Raw genomic sequence first — 16,621 nt, 5'->3', positions numbered from 1 at the left:
CTCTTATGGCCGGCGACGACACAGGATTGGAATCATCAGCGAGAAGGAACACGTATGCACAGTTTTCGGACATTCGGGCGGTCACTTCAGCGGATCGCCGCGATTGCCATCCTCGGCTGCCTGGCAGGGACCGCACTCGCCGATGAGGGCTATCAGGATCTGTTCAACGGAAAGGACCTGACCGGATGGGACGGCAATCCGGAACTCTGGTCCGTTCAGGATGGAGCCATCACCGGCATCTCCGACGGCAGTCTGAAGTACAATCAGTTCCTCTCCTGGACCGGCGGGAAAGTTGATGACTTCGAACTGAAAGTCGAATTCCGCCTGGAAGGGGATAACAACTCCGGAGTGCAGTATCGCTCCCAGCGGCGTCCTGAACTCGGAGACTGGGTCGTCAGCGGGTATCAAGCGGACATCCATCCCGCTCCCAAATATACCGCGATGATCTACGACGAGCGTGGTCGCGGTATCCTGGTCGAACGTGGCCAGAAAGTCACGATCGCCAAGGACGGGAAGAAAGAAGTCAAATCGCTGGAAGGCGAATTCGGCCCTGTCGACCTTTCGAAATGGCATGAACTGACCATCACCTGTGAGGGGACTCATCTGGTTCACAAGCTCGACGGTGTGACGGTCATCGACATCAACGATGCTCAGGAACCGGATCGGGATCTGGAAGGAATCATCGCTTTGCAGCTGCATGCCGGGGCGCCGATGAAAGCCCAGTTCCGCAACATTCGGCTGAAGTCGTTGAAGCCCGCTGCCGGAGCCCAGTCCAGGACCTTTCCACAGCTCACTCCACACGGAAATTTTCAGGTGGAGTGGCTGCAGGCCGCTCCTCAGTCCCAGCGGTGGAATGCCGTGTGCGTCGACCCGCAGGGCCGGTTGATTGTCAATGATGAACAGGCCGGCCTGTCCCGGCTGACTCCCCCGATGGCCGCGAACGGGGGCAATCCGATCCTTGAAAAGATCGACGTTGCCATCAATGGAGTGCAGGGCCTGCAGTGGGCCTTTGGAAGTCTGTATGCCGTCGTGAACGGAACCGGCGAGCAGGAATCAGGTGTTTATCGCATTCGTGACACGAATGACGATGGCAGGCTCGACAACGTGGAGCTGCTCAGGAAATTGACCGTCACCGGCGGTCATGGTCCTCGCGCCATCGTGCTGAATGCCGAAAAGAATGCGCTCGAGATTGTCTGCGGCAATCAGACCGGTCTGACCGACTTTGAAACGTCCCGAGTCCCGCAACTGTGGGATGAAGACCAGATGCTTCCCCGCCTGCACGGAAACGGGTTCATGAAAGGAACCCCTGCTCCCGGCGGGTATGTCGCCAGAATGTCTCCGGATGGAAGCGACTGGGAACTGATCTGTGTCGGTCTGCAGAATCCCTCGGATGCAGCCCGCAACGCAGATGGGGAACTCTTCACTTTCGATACACATGATGAAAGCGATCTGAAGACTCCGTGGTACCGTCCTTCGCGTATCTGTCAGGTTCTGAGCGGTGCCGACTACGGCTGGCGCAGCGGAGGTGCGAAGACTCCCGAGTATCTTGCTGACACCTTTGCCGCCGTTGCTCACATGCCCTCGTTTGTGCCTGCTGGCATGTGCTTTGGCGACCTGGCCCCGTTGCCGGTGAAATATCGCCGGGCGATCTTCGCCTGTGATGCAGCGAGTGGTTCGCTGCACGCGATTCACCTGCAGCCGCAGGGTGCGGGTTATGCCACAGCTGGCGAAGAGCCCGTTTTGAACTGCAACGCTCCTCTTCTGGACGTTGTGGTGAACCCGATTGATCAATCCATGTACGTTCTCGTCGACAGGAGCGATGCTCCTGCGGGACTCTGCCGGTTGACTTACGCCGGTCCGGAAGCCGCCAACGCGGTCAATGCTGCCAACGAGCAGGGACGACTGGATCGTGTCGAGCTGCGAAAGCTGCAGGCGCTGCATGCTCCGGACTGTTCCAATGCTGTCGAAATTGCCTGGCCCTTTCTTTCGCATGCCGATCCTGTGTTACGCCGCGCTGCCCGCACGGCGATTGAATTTCGGCCTGCAGAAGAATGGGCTGGGAAAGCACTCAACGAACAGCATCTGCAGGCCAAGCTGGAGTCGCTGCTCGCGCTGTGTCGGACTCAGACTCGTGACCTGAAAGACACCCGCACAGCAGTCGATACCCCGCTCTCTGACTGGGAAAGTTCACTGGGAGGTTCCTTCGGAGCCAAAGCAATCATGCAGGTGGGAGTCCTCACGTCCCTGAGCGGTCTTGACTGGACCGAGTTCACCGTCGACCAGCGGATTCAGGGACTGCGTGTCGTCCAGCTGGCACTTCTCCGCTACGGCCAGCCTGACCCGCAGGTCCGCACTGCCCTGCTCGACACACTCGGGGACGCCCTTCCTGCGAAGTACCCCGAGATCAACCAGCTGCTGCTGGAGATTCTCGTTTATCTGCAATCTCCTCGGGCTGCCGAACAAGGGATCTACCTGCTGGAGAATGCCGGGACAGCCGAAGAGCAGATCGGGTATGCAAAGTCGCTGGCAGATCTGCACGCCGGATGGACCCCCGAGTTGCAGCAGGCCTACTTCCAGTGGATTCAGAAGTCGGCAGGAGATCAGGGCCGCCCCAACGTCAAAGTCTTTCTGAATGAGATCCGGGAGCGGGCGCTGAGCCGTGTGGCCAATGAGCCGGGAGCGTCGCAGCGAGGCAGCTGAGTGATGTTCGCAGGAAGTCGCAATTGAATCGAAAAGAGCGTGCGAAGTTTGAAAACTTCGCACGCTCTTTCTGTGTTTCAGGACCGTTGTCTATTCAGGCTTCGGCAGCGTCGACATATCGATGACGAACCGGTACTTCACATCGTTTTTCAGCAGGCGCTGGTAGGCCGTGTCGATGTCCTGGATGCTGACCACTTCGACATCACTGACGATGTTGTGTTTCGCACAGAAGTCGAGCATCTCCTGCGTTTCCGCCAGTCCTCCGATGGAAGAACCAGCCACGCTTTTGCGTCCGTCGATCAGGTTGGCCCCGATCAGCGGCGGCTCCAGCTCCATGAGTGCGCCAACGACGACCATGGTCCCGTCCCGCTTCAGAAGCGTGACGTACGGGTTCAGATCATGCCCGTTGGGAATGGTGTTGATGAGCAGATGAAAGCTCCCCGCATGCTTCTGCATCGCATCAGGATCTTTCGAGATCAGAACCTCATGGGCGCCGAGTCGCTGTGCGTCTTTCGCCTTCTCCAGCGACGTGGTGATCATCACGACATGTGCCCCGAAGGCGCTCGCAAGCTTCAACCCCATATGGCCCAGGCCCCCCAGACCGATGATCCCCACTTTCTGCCCGGGCTGAACGTTCCAGTGCCGCAGCGGCGAGTACATTGTAATCCCCGCACATAACAGCGGCGCGACCGCCTGCAGGTCCAGTGACTCCGGAACCTTCAAGGCGAAATGCTCGTCCACCACGATGTGATCGGAATATCCGCCGAAGTTGGTGGTGCTGCCGTCTCGGGACCTGGAGTTATAGGTCCAGGTCGGGACTTCCTCGCAGTACTGCTCAAGTCCGTCATTGCAGTTTTCGCAGTGGCGGCAGGAGTCGACCATCACTCCCACCCCCGCGAGGTCACCTGCCTTCAACTTGGTCACTTCGCTGCCCACGCAAGTCACGCGTCCGACGATCTCATGTCCCGGGACCATCGGGTAGATGGAGTTTCGCCAGTCGTTGTGAGCCTGATGCAGATCGGAATGGCAGATACCGCAATAGAGAATTTCGATCTGCACATCCCGCGGTCCGGGGTCACGCCTCTCGAAGCGGAACGGGGCGAAGTGCGACGACTCGCTGTGAACAGCATATCCATAAGATTGCATGGAAGTTCCTGTGTGCTGAGGAGATCGCGGCGGGCGCCTGGCTGTCGAGATTACCCCGATGCTCCTGTGATTTCCAGATTGTCAGCCAGCGGAGGCTGACGGATGTCCGCAAACGAGCCACTGGAAACCAGAACAGGCAGGCGTTGAAACAGCTCGACCAGTCGCGGGGCGATTTCATCTCCATCGGGCATGGCTGCGGTCCCTCGTTTGGATCGCAGCATGCCGAGCGCCGGATACTTGGGATCAGCAGGAAGTGAACAGAGCTGGTCCTGCATCGCGGTGTCGACCAGTCCGGGAGCAAACGCGCAGAAATGCGTCTGGGGATGCTCCGTTGCCGACAGTGAGATCAGCATGTTCAGGGCTGCTTTGGAGATCGCATACCCGCCCCAGCCCCGGTGCCCCTGAATCGAGGCTCCCGAGGAAATCGCCACCACCTGGGAAATCTGAAGCGGCAGTGCGAACAGTTCGTCAAGCAGCACCTTGTTCGCCCACAGATTGATCTGCATGACCCGCTGCATTTCTGAAAGCGGTTGATCTTTGAGGTCTCCAAAGTCGCCGAGTTGGCCGGCGTTGAGAATCACCAGATCCAGATGATCGACTTTAGCGAGGAGACGTTTGAGAGCGGGGGCAATTTCACGATCGCGACTCAAGTCACAGGGGACGAACTTGAACCGTTCGTTCTTTCCCAGTTCGGGAGCGTGCCGGCTCACGCCATAGACCGTCCAGCCTTGTCGCAGATATTCCCTGGTCAGTCCCAGGCCGATTCCGGAACTGACGCCTGTGATGAAAACTTGAGAGGGGACGGCTGTGTTTTTCATGGTCTCGCGTTACATCTTTGTAAGGGTGGTCTATGCTGCTGCTCGGCAAGTCTGGAACGCCCGGCGGCGATGCATGGGTGGCTTTCCGGAAAGTCATTTTTCGGACAGGTTCCGACCTCGAAAATGGAGAGGGCGGCGGACATGCTTTCATCTCCCCGATGACGGAGGAAACTCCAGTCGAATCATGTGAAACAAAGGGATTTTCAACATAAATACGCCCACAACCAGAAACATCCGCCTGCGAATCGCCTATGACGGGACGGAATATGCAGGATGGCAGGTGCAGCCCAATCAGGTCACGATTCAGGGCTGCGTGGAAGCTGCCATCGAGAAAATGACTGGAGAACGGGTCCGGCTTCTGTGTGCTGGACGGACCGATTCAGGAGTGCATGCGCTGGGACAGGTCGTCAACTTCCCGACAACCTCACGAATTCCCGCTGACAAATGGCGACCCGCACTGCAGACTCATCTGCCACCGGATATCGTCATCCTCGAATCCGATGAAGTCCCCGCGGACTTTCATGCGACCTTCTGGGCACACTCCAAACGTTACCGGTACGTGATCCTGAACAGCGTCGTCGACAACCCTTTCATGCAGCGTTACAGCTGGCGCATCGGACAGGAACTGGACGTCAACGCCATGCAGGATGCTGCCCAGTGCCTGCTGGGGACGCATGACTTCCGCAGCTTCGAATCGCATTGGCCTAACAAAGCAACCAGCGTCCGGACGGTGATGGAAATCACCCTTCAGCGACGGCACGCTTCAGAGTTGTTTACTCCTCTCTCGCTGCAGGCTCAGGTCAACCGACCACCTGCGGGCGACGGCGAGTTCATCTGCCTGGAGATCGAAGCGGATGGCTTCCTTTACAACATGGTCCGCACGATCACAGGAACACTGGTCTACGTCGGTCGAGGGAGTTGGACCAGGGAAGACGTCCAGCGTATTCTCAAGGCTCAGGATCGATCCGTCGCTGGAGGAACCGCTCCCGCGTGCGGTCTGTTTATGGTGCAGGTGAAGTATAACGATCGAGACGAACGGGGCGGCCCCCCTGCGGGACTCGAATGACCTCGCCGTAGGGTCCGCTGTGCGGACCAATGATGTGGCGTCCCACTTTGGTTGAGTACTGCACTCGCGACAAGAACTGTCTCACGAAATGCAATTGTCATGGTGCCCGTAAAAGTCAATCATTTGTTGATCTTCCTCAGCCACCCTCGTGAACCAGGCTGCCAGTCCCCTGTCACCATTCCCATTCATTCTCCAGTAACACGCACTGACTTCCGTCCCGGAGGAATATGCGATTTGTTAAAAATGAACTTGTGGATGATGGGCATCTACGGGTTGCTTCAGCATCGTAGGAGCGAGAGAGAGAATGTGAGTTTGTGAAATCCGTTGCAGTCTTCAAATTCGAGACAACGGAGCCTGTCTCGCTTTCCGGAATCGGATCAATTTCGGATGGAAAGTTCAGTGGGAAAAGCACTCCGACAGATATGAATAAAATTGCAATCAGACGACATGGAAAATGTTGGAACAAAGGTCGCCGTAGGTTTTATGCAGAGTTTCAACTCCAGTCGAGATGTGAGAGCTTCACGACACCTGTCTCATAGATTTGATTCATAGTCATTAATCCATGACCAACATCGCTGCGATCGCAATGGGGGGGAATCTCGGGGACGTCTGTGAAACGTTCCACCGGGCAGTTACTGCCATGGGAAGCCTCTCTGGCGTGGAAGTTGTGGCCGTCAGTTCGAACTATGTCACCCGGGCCATCGGGACGAATTCGGGAAGCGATTACATCAATGCGGCCGCTCTCCTGAGTGTCGACTGTTCACCGATTGAGCTGTTGCGAAAGTTGCAGCAGATCGAAGCCGATCTAGGACGCGTCCGCACACTCCACTGGGGCCCGCGGACGCTGGACCTGGATATCATCAGCTACGGCGATGAAGTGATCAATCATACAGAGGGTGAGCGGTCAGCAGACAGCAGTCAGCTGCCAACGGGGCCCGCAGAAAACGATTCTCTCAGTATTTCTCCCTCAACGCTCAACCCTCAACCCTCAACTCTTTTCGTCCCCCATCCCGCCTGCTGGTATCGCCGGTTCGTGCTCGATCCCTGGTGTGAAATTGCACCGGACTGGAAGCATCCCGTGCTGTTGGAGACTGTCCGGGAGATGCAAAGTCGGTTGTTGAAGCGACCAATTGACGTCGGCGTGAATCTTGTCCAACCGCTCATTGCTCTGGTGACGGAGATGATCAAGCATGAGTTCACGCACAGCGATGTCCGGATCATCCCGGAAGATGGGGAACGTCAGTCTCCCGATGTTCCCCTCGATGTCGAGCTTTGTGATTCGAGCACGCTGTCCCAATGTGCATCAGTCAACCCACGGGCGATCACATTGTCTCACGCGAACGCTGTCGAGACCGCGAAACAGATCCTCCGCGCCGCGCTGGATGAACCCCAATTGCTGGAGAGTCGTTGAGCGTTTTGAGTGAGAGAACCTCTGGCTGGAAATTCGATGAATTCGCTCCATTCGCGGTTCTATTCATCATTCGCCAATTTCGGTGTCGCCCATCGGCTCTTCAAAATCCTCGTCTTCATCAGGCCCGCCGCCGGGGCGACCGATGCCATACTTCTTCAAACGCCGGTCAAGCGTTGTCCGTTCAATCTGGAGAATGCGCGAGGCCTTGGACTTGTTCCAATCCGTGGCTCGCAGCACAGCTTCAATGTAAAACCGGTCGATTTCATCAAGCGTCGTGTTCTTCTGAACGAAGCTTCCCCACAGGTCCACAACCGGATCGACAATGGTCTCCATGCCCGCAGCCACGGGGGGCGAACTCGGGGGCGCTGGGGGTGCACCGGCATCTTCGTCAGCATCGAGTCGCAATCTCGTGAGGACGATGTCTTCGGGGCTGAGGATCTCCTGGTCTCCCAGAATCACTGCCCGCTCCACCACGTTTCTCAGCTCACGGACATTTCCCGGCCAGTCATGCTTCTGCAGCTTCTGAATCGCCGATGCACTGAAGCCACGAATTCGCCGGTGCGCCTGCGCGGCGAATCGATCCAGGAAGTACTGAGCGATGGCCGGGATGTCCGCCGGGTGCTGTCGCAGTGGCGGGACAACTAATTCGATCACCTGCAGGCGAAAGAAGAGGTCGCGTCGGAATCGCTTCTCGCGGACCGCCTCTTCGAGATCACGGTTGGTTGCGGTGACGACGCGGACATCGACGAGGATCGGTTCTCCCCCTCCGACCCGCTCGAAGGCCTGGCCTTCCAGAACGCGGAGAAACTTCGCCTGAATCTCCGGACTCATCTCACCAATTTCGTCCAGGAACAACGTCCCGCCGTTGGCCTGCTCAAACTTCCCCGAGCGCCGTGCCGAGGCACCGGTAAAGGCCCCTTTCTCGTGTCCAAACAGTTCACTTTCGAGCAGGCTTTCCGTGAGGGCAGCACAGTTCACACAGACGAAAGGACCGTTCTTCCGCTGGCTGTTGAAGTGGACGGCCCGTGCGACCAGTTCTTTCCCGACACCGCTTTCCCCGCGAATCAGAACCAGGGCATCAGTCGGGGCCACACGGGCGATGGATCGACGCAGCTCTTCGAGCTTACTGCTCTGTCCGACCAGTTCGCTCCCCACTTCAAGCTGGTCTTGAAGTTCGACGACATGCTGTCGGGCCAGTCCCAATCCAGCTTCCAGCGCCTGCTTCTCCCGCAGTGCGAACAGCTGGTCCCCAAGTTGATCTCCAACCGCCAGGACAAATTCCAGTCCAGACTGGGTGAGAGGAGCATCCCCGTCGAGTGCGTAGAGGTGGATCACCCCCAGGACATTGCCGGAATGACGAATCGGCGCGCAGATTGCGCTTTCTGCTTTAATCGCAGACAGGCTCTTCTGGGATGCGAGCGATTCGTGCTGGGAAATGTCATGAGCGAGAATGGCATCCTGATCATCAAGTGCGATGCGCGTGAGGAAGGTGGAGAACATGGACGGCGGGCGGTCACCCACGATCGCACGCGGTTCCAGCTTTTCCAGATCCGGGTCCTGATCTCCCTTGGGAACAGTCAGGATCCCACCCAGACTCGCGCCGGTGTGCAGGACCAGTCCGTCAAGGACGGTGCGGCAAAGATCGGGTTCGTTGTTGCTGGCGGCCATGGCACGCGCCAGCTGAAAGAGCGACGAAGCGTCATCGACGCGGCGCTTGGTCCTCTCGAGGCCGCCGAGGGAATCGTACTGCGTCCCCGACTTCCGTTCGATGATTTCGTAGCCGGCGTCTGAAGTGCGTGTGGCGAAGTTCCCCCCTCGGGAGGAATTTCCATTGACGTCCGGCCGGTCGGTGAACAGCAGGAAGCAGGTCCCCACTCCGACGGTGTTGCCGTATTCGAGTGGAGTGTCGCCGTCGATGCGAACGCCATCGATCGTGACCCCGTTGCGGCTCCCCAGATCGCGGAGCATCCACTGTCCGCCCCGCAAAAAAATCTCACAGTGGACCCGACTGCTTTTTGCATCCGGCAGCACCACCCGATTTGTGTGGGCACGGCCGACCGTGAATGTCCCTCCGGCTGCCAGATCAACAACCTCCAGCCTCGCGTCACCCCGATGGACGATCAAGTAGGCGGGAGCGGAGCTGCGTCCGTCAAACCGGGTCGCTTCAACAGAATCCATAATAGTACTTGCTTGAGGGAGATCTCTGGGGGACCTGATGTCCGCACCATTTCAGACGCTTGGCTGTGGCATTGAATTGCACACCACAGGATTCACGGACGGGAACGCGTCATCGAGGTTTGATGAGTTCGAGTTCGTTGAGCCACATGGCGAGTCCGCACGTGACATGTCGTGAGTTGTCGAGTTCGCTGACAGGGAAACCGTTCATTCCAGCTGTTCGGTGGAATGTTGATATAGCCGGTCGGATATAAGGGTTACAGTTCATTCCACTCCCCCGGTGCAATCGCCGTTCCGAGGAGCATTTTCAGCACGACTTTGGCCCGTTGCTGCACCCAGACTCAAAAATGAGTCGAATTGCCCTGCATCATTCTAGTACACCTGCTGTCCTGGTGGTCAGGATTGATGCTGCTAAAAGTTTAAAAGTTGTGTGAAATGAGGCATAAACCTGTTTCGGAATGTATTTTTTCCTCACGCGCGTTATATTGGACCACCGTTTGCTAACTTGTCGAGGAAGATTATTCCCGTTGATCCCATGTCACCCATTCGGACCATTTTTTATTAAGAAAAAAAGAGGCGAATTCTTAACCCCCGAGACATGGAGAACCCGCGATCCTCACCAGGATCGCGGGTGTTTTTTTGCTGGACCGTCAGATGGCTTTGCCAAAGAACGCCAGTGGAAGCTCCCCACCGGCTTGACCGGTCCTTCGCAGGCAGTTACAGTTCCCACCCAAGCGCCCGTAGCTCAGTTGGTTAGAGTGCATGCTTGACATGCATGAGGTCACAGGTTCGAGTCCTGTCGGGCGCATTTTGATTTTGGAGGATCCGGAACTCCAGCCTTGGAGTTTCGGATAAGTTGTTTCGGTGCCATGCTTTGTATCGCATTTTGCGATGCACTTCGGCCCCCTGCGTTCGCGCAAGTGAGACAGTCTCGCCGCCGTAGCTCAGTTGGCAGAGCGACGCTTTCGTAAAGCGTAGGTCGTCGGTTCGACTCCGACCGGTGGCTTTCGGATTTCTGGCATCGGGGGGGCTGCTCCCGGGAATTCTCCTTCGCAAAGGATTTTAGAATTCCAACTCCTTCGACCTCTTCTGACGGCGCTGCGGATTCTGATTCTGGCCGACAGGGATCGCCGTCTGTTCCACGTCCCAGCCTGCTGCAGGACGCTCTGGACATCTGGAAAGCTGGCGTTGCTGCCGTCGATTCCGCTCGGCTCGTTCAGCGAAGCGTTTTTTCCTGGAACGGTGGAATCAGTCTCGCCGGGACGACATGGCTGCCGCGTGAAGAGAGTCGGATTGTGGTGGTCGGTGCCGGAAAAGCGGGGTCAGGGATGGCTGCCGGACTCGAAGACGTGCTCGGCGATCGCTGGCTCCCACGAACGACCGGCTGGGTCAACGTCCCGGAGGACTGCGTCCGTTCGCTGAAGCGGATCCATCTCCACGGTGCCCGACCTGCCGGAGTCAATGAACCGACGGAAGCGGGAGTCGCGGGAACCCGTGAAATTCTTCAGCTCGTCCAGGAACTCCGCCCAGACGATCTGTGCATCGTGCTGATCTCTGGTGGGGGAAGTGCATTGCTTCCTGCTCCAGTCCCCGGAGTCTCTCTTGAAGATAAACAGAAGATCACCCGGGCCTTGATGAGGCGCGGAGCAACCATTGGTGAACTGAACTGCGTGCGGCGGTGCCTTTCCGCAATCAAAGGGGGCGGGTTGCTGCGGGCCTGTGGCGGAGGACTCGTTGTCGGCATCATCATCTCCGATGTGATTGGAGATCCGCTGGAGACAATTGCTTCCGGTCCCACTGTCTCCATCGATACCTCACCGCATCAGGCAATGGAGATTCTGAAGCGATACTTCACCTCGGATCTCGCTGACGTTCCTGAGTCAGTCGTGCGGGCACTGGAAGAACGTCAGCTTCGGAATTCCGCTCCTGGATCCACCTGCCGCGTCGTGAACAAGGTGATCGGCAACAATCAGACCGCTGTGGACGCAGCTGCGACAGCCGCTCGCCAGCGTGGTTATGCGATCGCTGTTCGAGAATGGGATCAGCCGGGCGAGGCTGCCTCAGCGGGCCGGACGTTTGCAGCCAGGATGACCGCGCACGAATCTGGTTCAGCAGGCGTTCCCTCATGCTATATCAGCGGCGGTGAAACAACAGTCCGGCTGGCTCAGACTTCGGGGGAGCAGAAGGGGGGACGCAACCAGGAATTTGCTCTGGCTGCGTGCGTGGAATGGCTGCCCGCTGAATCAGTCAACGTGGCGCTCGTCTCCGGCGGAACTGACGGTGAAGATGGACCGACCGATGCAGCGGGGGCGTTCGTCGATTCGGATTTGTTGAACCGCGTGCGTACCAGCCAGGTTGACCCGAACGACTACTTGCGGGTCAATAACTCGTACCGGTTCTTTGAGCAGTTCGGCGGCCTTCTGAAGACCGGCCCCACGCATACAAATGTCATGGACCTGCGAGTCGGCTTGCTGAAGAGATAATTCTTGCTGCTGTCAGTTTCAAGGAAACTGGGGCTGTTGTCGACGTTGATGAGAGCACGTCGCGTGACCAGTTGCCGACTGTCACGTGGTGGGAAAATGGAGCGTGTGGAATCTCGCACTCGGTGAGTGCGAAGTACGTACGCCGCACTCTCCGAGTGCGGCACTCCCCCGAGCAATGGCTAGCGGAAGTTGTCCTGCGTGCGACGGGCGAGCATCAGAATGTTGCCGCGACGGCTCACCTTGCAGTCATAGGTTTTCACGAGAATCGCGAACGCCTGTGCAGGGTCTGCATCGAGAAACTGTCCGGTGTATTCCCCGTGCAGCTCGGGATCGAGAATGACCGTGCATCCCTGATAGCGGGCGAGCAGCTTCAGCGCGCTTTCCAGGTCGGTTCGTTCGAAGCGAATGTTCCAGCGTTTGGGGTGCGTCCCGGACGTAATAGAGATCGTGCTGTCTTCGCTGACAATCTCCGGCTCCGCAGGGACAGGCACAGGAGTGATCACAGCAGCGACCTCTCCGGGAAACGGTGGCGGTGCTGGCGTTGGCTCTGTTGTTCGAGTGATCGGCAACGGAGCTTCCACGGTTTCAGGTGCCGGCATCGGAGCGGCAGCGACGCGATGAACTGGATCCGGGACAGGAATGTCGAGCGGAGCAGCTTCAGCGGCTTCTGGTTCCTGAGTGGCGACAGGTGATGGACTTGCCGGTGCCGCTGCAGCTGTCGTCGACTCACCCAGGCCGATCGACGCTGAGGGATCTGCGGAAGCGACTCTGACCGGTGCCGATTCCATGACTGGCGAGAGATCAATTCGTGCGTCCGATACTTCCTCTGCTGGTGCATCTTCCGCGGGAGCTTCTTCCGTTGGAGCATCCAGCGAAGTAACAAGCGTCTGTTCGTATGGGAACTTCACAGCATTGCGACGTGCGTGCAATGCCATGCGAATCTTTTGAGGATTCGGCACCAGCAGCATCACGGTCATCGTGAAGGCGAGACCTAATGCCCAGAACGCTGTTCGGAAGGGGATGGACGACATGCGGGAACTGGCATCTGTGGGACGGAATTGAGCCAGGATTTGCGTTGTCGCTGGGGGGGATTCTGGATCACCCGGCCACACCGCACGAAAATGACTTTCATTCTCTATCGGCTGGCGAGCAGGGAGATCTTCTCTGTAATCCTCAAAATCGGCAGAACAGAGTGACGCGGTCGAACCGGTCTGGTCAGAGCAGGTAGAACGCTCTAACTGAAGAAAAAGCGAAAAAACGCGGCAAGGTCCCCTCAAAGCTCCCAGCTTTTCCTTGCCGCGTTTCGTGTTTAGCTCGACTTGAGTGTTTGGACCGCATTTGCGGTTGCCGCACACACAGGAACCATAGGTTGCCGGCACGGGGAGTCAAATTAAAAGCAGGAGAACCGGGCAAAATAGTGAAATTGGTGTGGTGGCTCTGGGGGAGCTGGGAAAGGATGCTAGCGCAGCGTGTTGGCCGCTGAGTTCCAACGAAAACAGCCCCCTGCTGGCAGTGGGCTGTTTCGTCCCTCTCATCCCTTGTACTCATGATCAGCAGCTGCGGCGTCAGGAGAGCGAACGCTTCGAGTCGCCCTTCCCCAGGCGAGCTCGTGGAACAGTCTCGCAGCCGGCTGCTTCAGGCAGCCTTTACAACGGTTTTGCGAATAATCGACTGCGTTCCGCAGGCGATCATATGGACTTTCATGCGGTGAAAATCCTGAATCGCCTGCACATGATAGACCAAACTGGTCTAGAACACGTCCATTGTGTAGTGGTTGCCCCAGTGATACGGCTTCTTGGTCGGGTAGAAGTTGTACCAGTCTTTGTTGTAGACCGGGATCTGCTGCTGCTGCGAATACCGGTAATAAAGGTGATCCCGGCTTTCAGGCTGTTGCTGAAAGTTGTGCGGATAGTAGACATACGGATAATGGTAGAAACGCTGCCAGTTCGTCGGCTGTCCCGGGGGAGCCGCTTCTGCGTGGCCGCTGCTGAGTGCTCCCGCAGCAACCACGGCCGCGATGCCGAGTCCGGCGATCAGTGTGCGTTTGAACATAATTCGCAATCCTTGTCCCGAAATCGGGGAGTCAGTCTGGATGAGCAGTTGCTGCATGATGATGTAGACACTCCTTTGGTTTTTCGGCTAAAAGCGGACGGTACAACAGGAATTCTGAGGAGAATCCATGCAACCGGAAAATTCATCAGGAGCGGAAATTCTTCTGCCGCGGAAGTGCTCGCGCGGACTGGGACTTCCGTTGATGCGGTTGGTAAACGTGGTTCTGACTGCGGCAATCGTATTCAGCATCAGTGGTGCTCTTTCTGCTCAGGAGATTCCTCCGCGAGCGGAAGCGCGGGTGCGAGCTCACATCAGCTACCTGGCGAGTCCCGAACTCCGGGGCCGCTCAGGCCGGGCAAAAGCCGCTGCACGTGACTACATCGTCCGGGAATTTCACCAGAACGGAGTCGAGCCCTTTTTCGACGGCCAATGGGTGCAGCCGATTCCCGGGCAGACCAGTTTCACAGGCGAGCCTGGGCCTCCCGGAGAAAACATTGGCGGGTGCGTCCGCGGAACCGATCCGATCCTTCGCGACGAATGGATCGTGATCAATGCTCACTACGATCATCTGGGAGTGAGGAACGGTCAGACTTACCCTGGCGCGGATGACAACGCTTCTGGCGTTGCCATGCTGCTGGAAGTGTCCAAGCAGATTGCATCCGCGCCGCTCAAACGGAGCGTCGCTTTTGTTGCCTTCGATTTTGAAGAGTCGCTGCTGTGGGGGTCGAGATGGTTCATCGGCCATACTCCCGTTGAAATCGAACAGATCAAGTTCTGCATCACCGCTGACATGATCGGGCGGTCGCTGGGAGGGCTCGGACTGCCGACGGTGTTCGTCATGGGTGCTGAACACTCCAGCGTGATTCGATCCGCGTTGAACAGTTCCCCGGAACGACCCGGTCTGGAAGTTGCGCAGCTGGGAGCCGACATGATCGGCACCCGCAGCGACTATGGCCCGTTTCGAGATCAGCAGATCCCGTTTCTGTTCTTCTCAACTGGCGAGCACCCGAACTACCACACTCCTGAAGATACGCCCGATCGTATCGACTACCCAAAGGCGACCCGCATCATTGAGCTGATCACGGGACTGGTTCAGATCCTGGGAAATACTTCCGATGAATTGAAGTGGGAAGCCCCCGAGTATCAGAAACTGGAAGAGGCGAAGGCTGTGCTGCGGGTGACGGAACAGTTGATCGATGCTGAAAATGATGGTCGGATCAAACTGTCTGCCACGCAGCGGTTCTTCGTGACTCAGGTCAAATCCAAAACCGGGTATATGGTCCGGAAACAGAAGGTTTCCGATGACGAGAGGAAGTGGGTGGCCCGCACGGCGCAGCTGCTGCTGCTTTCGGTCTTCTGATCTCGATCAAGAGCGTGGGCTTCTCGCACTCGGAGAGTGCGAGGTACGTACGCCGCACCCTCCGAGTGCGGCAACACGCGCGACCACGTCCTCTGATCGAAGAAGTACGCTACACCTGACCATCGATGAGTCGTGAGAAGATCATTCGGCCGGCGTTGTTCTGCAGCACGCTGGTGACGACCGTATCGACTTCTTTGCCCATTTCGCGAGTCCCCTGCTCGACCACGACCATTGTGCCGTCGTCCAGGTAACCGATCCCCTGTCCCTGCCCTTCGCCCTCTTTGATGATGCGAATGCGGACATGTTCGCCGGGAATGAACCGGGGCTTCAGCGAGTTGGCGACTTCATTCAGGTTCACCACATCGACTCCCTGAACGCTCGCGAGTTTGTTCAGGTTGACGTCATTGGTCACCAGTCGACCGTGCAGTTCCCGCGAGAGTTCCACCAGCCGCTGATCGACGGTCTTGGTGCTGTTGGTGTCCGTTTCGTGGACTTTGATATCGACTTTTGGATCCTGCTGAAGGCGCTTGAGAACGTCCAGTCCCCGACGTCCGCGTCCACGTCGCAGCTTGTCGTGACTGTCCGCGATGTCCTGGACTTCCTGAAGAATGAACTGAGGCACGATGAACTCGGAATCGACGATGTTCGTCATGACCAGATCCGCAATTCGTCCGTCGATGAGTGCGCTGGAATCGAGGATCAACGGACGTCCTCCTTTCAGTTCTCGCGAGAATTCCACGTAGGGAATCACCAGACGGAACTGGTCCTTGGTCTGCAGCAGGAACGTGATGCACAGATACGGAAGTACCAGCACCGTTAATAATGAAAACGCGACGTAGTAGCTGTACCCCTCGTTCCCAAACAGGTCATGCATCGAGAAGAACGGGCGGAAGGCGAGGTTGAACAGGTACGCCAGCAGCGTTCCAATCAGCAGTCCGAAATACACAGCGGACACAATGTCGACACGTTTCTGGGGGATCAGCACATCCACCAGCAGCACCGACATGGCGATGGAGGTCATCAGGATAAAGGTGGTCGCCGGGTTTTCACGGATGACGGTCGGGTGTGAGTCGACGTCGGTGAAGCAGAAGGTTGCGATCGCGCCGACACAGATCAGGATGTAGGCGGCGCGGATGATCAAAAGGAGCATGAGCGTTCTTGTCTGGACTGAGGAGGGAAACGGCCCGGGACGAAAGACAAAGTCCGTTGACTTCATCTAGGACGGACATGGACAGCCCATCGCAAGGCACTTCGCTGACTCGGTCAGGCGCCGTCGTCAACATCGATCGGGCCGGCAGTTCATTGTTGCCCGATCTTCACTTCTGCCTTTGTCCGGCATTGTCCATGGCTCGCAGCCTCAATCGCGCCGCGTGTCGGATTTCTCCAGACGGGAGGGACAGCGCAAAGATG

At 57.5% G+C, this 16,621-nt stretch carries 11 protein-coding genes and 2 tRNA genes; 7 read left to right on the top strand and 6 right to left on the bottom strand.

Translation table 11 applies throughout. The features are described from left to right. Positions 1-54 precede the first annotated feature (54 nt). Positions 55-2,700, top strand: coding sequence for a family 16 glycoside hydrolase (locus SH661x_RS19985; protein WP_437225281.1), 2,646 nt, complete (start codon positions 55-57; stop codon positions 2,698-2,700). A 90-nt stretch (positions 2,701-2,790) separates the two neighbouring features. Here SH661x_RS19985 and SH661x_RS19980 read toward each other — a convergent pair whose 3' ends face one another. Together SH661x_RS19980 and SH661x_RS19975 are read right to left on the bottom strand one after the other, a co-directional pair. Beyond that, positions 2,791-3,846: an NAD(P)-dependent alcohol dehydrogenase gene (locus tag SH661x_RS19980; RefSeq protein ID WP_437225280.1), complete on the bottom strand. Its 1,056-nt coding sequence runs from the start codon at positions 3,844-3,846 to the stop codon at positions 2,791-2,793. Positions 3,847-3,896: 50 nt separating this feature from the next. Next, a complete protein-coding gene (locus SH661x_RS19975) occupies positions 3,897-4,664 on the bottom strand; it encodes an SDR family NAD(P)-dependent oxidoreductase (RefSeq protein ID WP_437225278.1) in 768 nt (255 codons plus the stop codon). A gap of 199 nt (positions 4,665-4,863) precedes the next feature. On the opposite strand from SH661x_RS19975, the gene truA reads away from it, so the two are divergent. Both truA and folK read left to right on the top strand, forming a co-directional pair. Continuing rightward, the gene (truA, locus tag SH661x_RS19970; RefSeq protein ID WP_437231226.1) at positions 4,864-5,730 is read left to right on the top strand and encodes a tRNA pseudouridine(38-40) synthase TruA; all 867 of its coding nucleotides are present in this window, start codon (positions 4,864-4,866) and stop codon (positions 5,728-5,730) included. A 562-nt stretch (positions 5,731-6,292) separates the two neighbouring features. Beyond that, positions 6,293-7,141, top strand: a complete 849-nt coding sequence (gene folK, locus SH661x_RS19965; protein WP_437225276.1) for a 2-amino-4-hydroxy-6-hydroxymethyldihydropteridine diphosphokinase — start codon at positions 6,293-6,295, stop codon at positions 7,139-7,141. 66 nt (positions 7,142-7,207) lie between these two features. Here the strand turns inward: folK and SH661x_RS19960 are convergent, their stop codons facing one another. Further along, complete coding sequence (locus SH661x_RS19960; protein WP_437225274.1) at positions 7,208-9,319, bottom strand: sigma 54-interacting transcriptional regulator; 2,112 nt, start codon at positions 9,317-9,319, stop codon at positions 7,208-7,210. A gap of 731 nt (positions 9,320-10,050) precedes the next feature. On the opposite strand from SH661x_RS19960, the gene SH661x_RS19955 reads away from it, so the two are divergent. The 3 genes from SH661x_RS19955 to SH661x_RS19945 all read left to right on the top strand — a co-directional run bounded on the left by SH661x_RS19955 (position 10,051) and on the right by SH661x_RS19945 (position 11,799). After that, positions 10,051-10,124: transfer RNA gene (locus SH661x_RS19955), tRNA-Val, on the top strand. A gap of 125 nt (positions 10,125-10,249) precedes the next feature. Continuing rightward, a tRNA-Thr gene (locus tag SH661x_RS19950) sits at positions 10,250-10,322 on the top strand. Positions 10,323-10,383: 61 nt separating this feature from the next. Beyond that, a complete protein-coding gene (locus SH661x_RS19945; protein WP_437231225.1) occupies positions 10,384-11,799 on the top strand; it encodes a glycerate kinase type-2 family protein in 1,416 nt (471 codons plus the stop codon). A 179-nt stretch (positions 11,800-11,978) separates the two neighbouring features. On the opposite strand, the gene SH661x_RS19940 is transcribed toward SH661x_RS19945, so the two are convergent. Continuing rightward, positions 11,979-12,830 carry a hypothetical protein gene (locus tag SH661x_RS19940; RefSeq protein WP_437225271.1) on the bottom strand — a complete coding sequence of 284 codons (852 nt, stop codon included), beginning with the start codon at positions 12,828-12,830 and terminating at the stop codon, positions 11,979-11,981. A gap of 718 nt (positions 12,831-13,548) precedes the next feature. Beyond that, positions 13,549-13,851, bottom strand: coding sequence for a hypothetical protein (locus tag SH661x_RS19935; protein WP_437225269.1), 303 nt, complete (start codon positions 13,849-13,851; stop codon positions 13,549-13,551). Positions 13,852-13,978: 127 nt separating this feature from the next. Between SH661x_RS19935 and SH661x_RS19930 the strand changes: the two genes are divergently transcribed. Further along, positions 13,979-15,211 (top strand): M28 family peptidase, encoded by a 1,233-nt coding sequence (locus SH661x_RS19930; RefSeq protein WP_437225266.1) that lies wholly within the window; start codon positions 13,979-13,981, stop codon positions 15,209-15,211. A 109-nt stretch (positions 15,212-15,320) separates the two neighbouring features. On the opposite strand, the gene SH661x_RS19925 is transcribed toward SH661x_RS19930, so the two are convergent. Beyond that, positions 15,321-16,361 carry a PIN/TRAM domain-containing protein gene (locus tag SH661x_RS19925; RefSeq protein WP_437225263.1) on the bottom strand — a complete coding sequence of 347 codons (1,041 nt, stop codon included), beginning with the start codon at positions 16,359-16,361 and terminating at the stop codon, positions 15,321-15,323. Positions 16,362-16,621 lie beyond the last annotated feature (260 nt).

Source organism: Planctomicrobium stercoris (assembly GCF_051465655.1).
Classification (GTDB): domain Bacteria; phylum Planctomycetota; class Planctomycetia; order Planctomycetales; family Planctomycetaceae; genus Planctomicrobium.
This window is presented reverse-complemented; position numbering and strand designations above follow the sequence as displayed.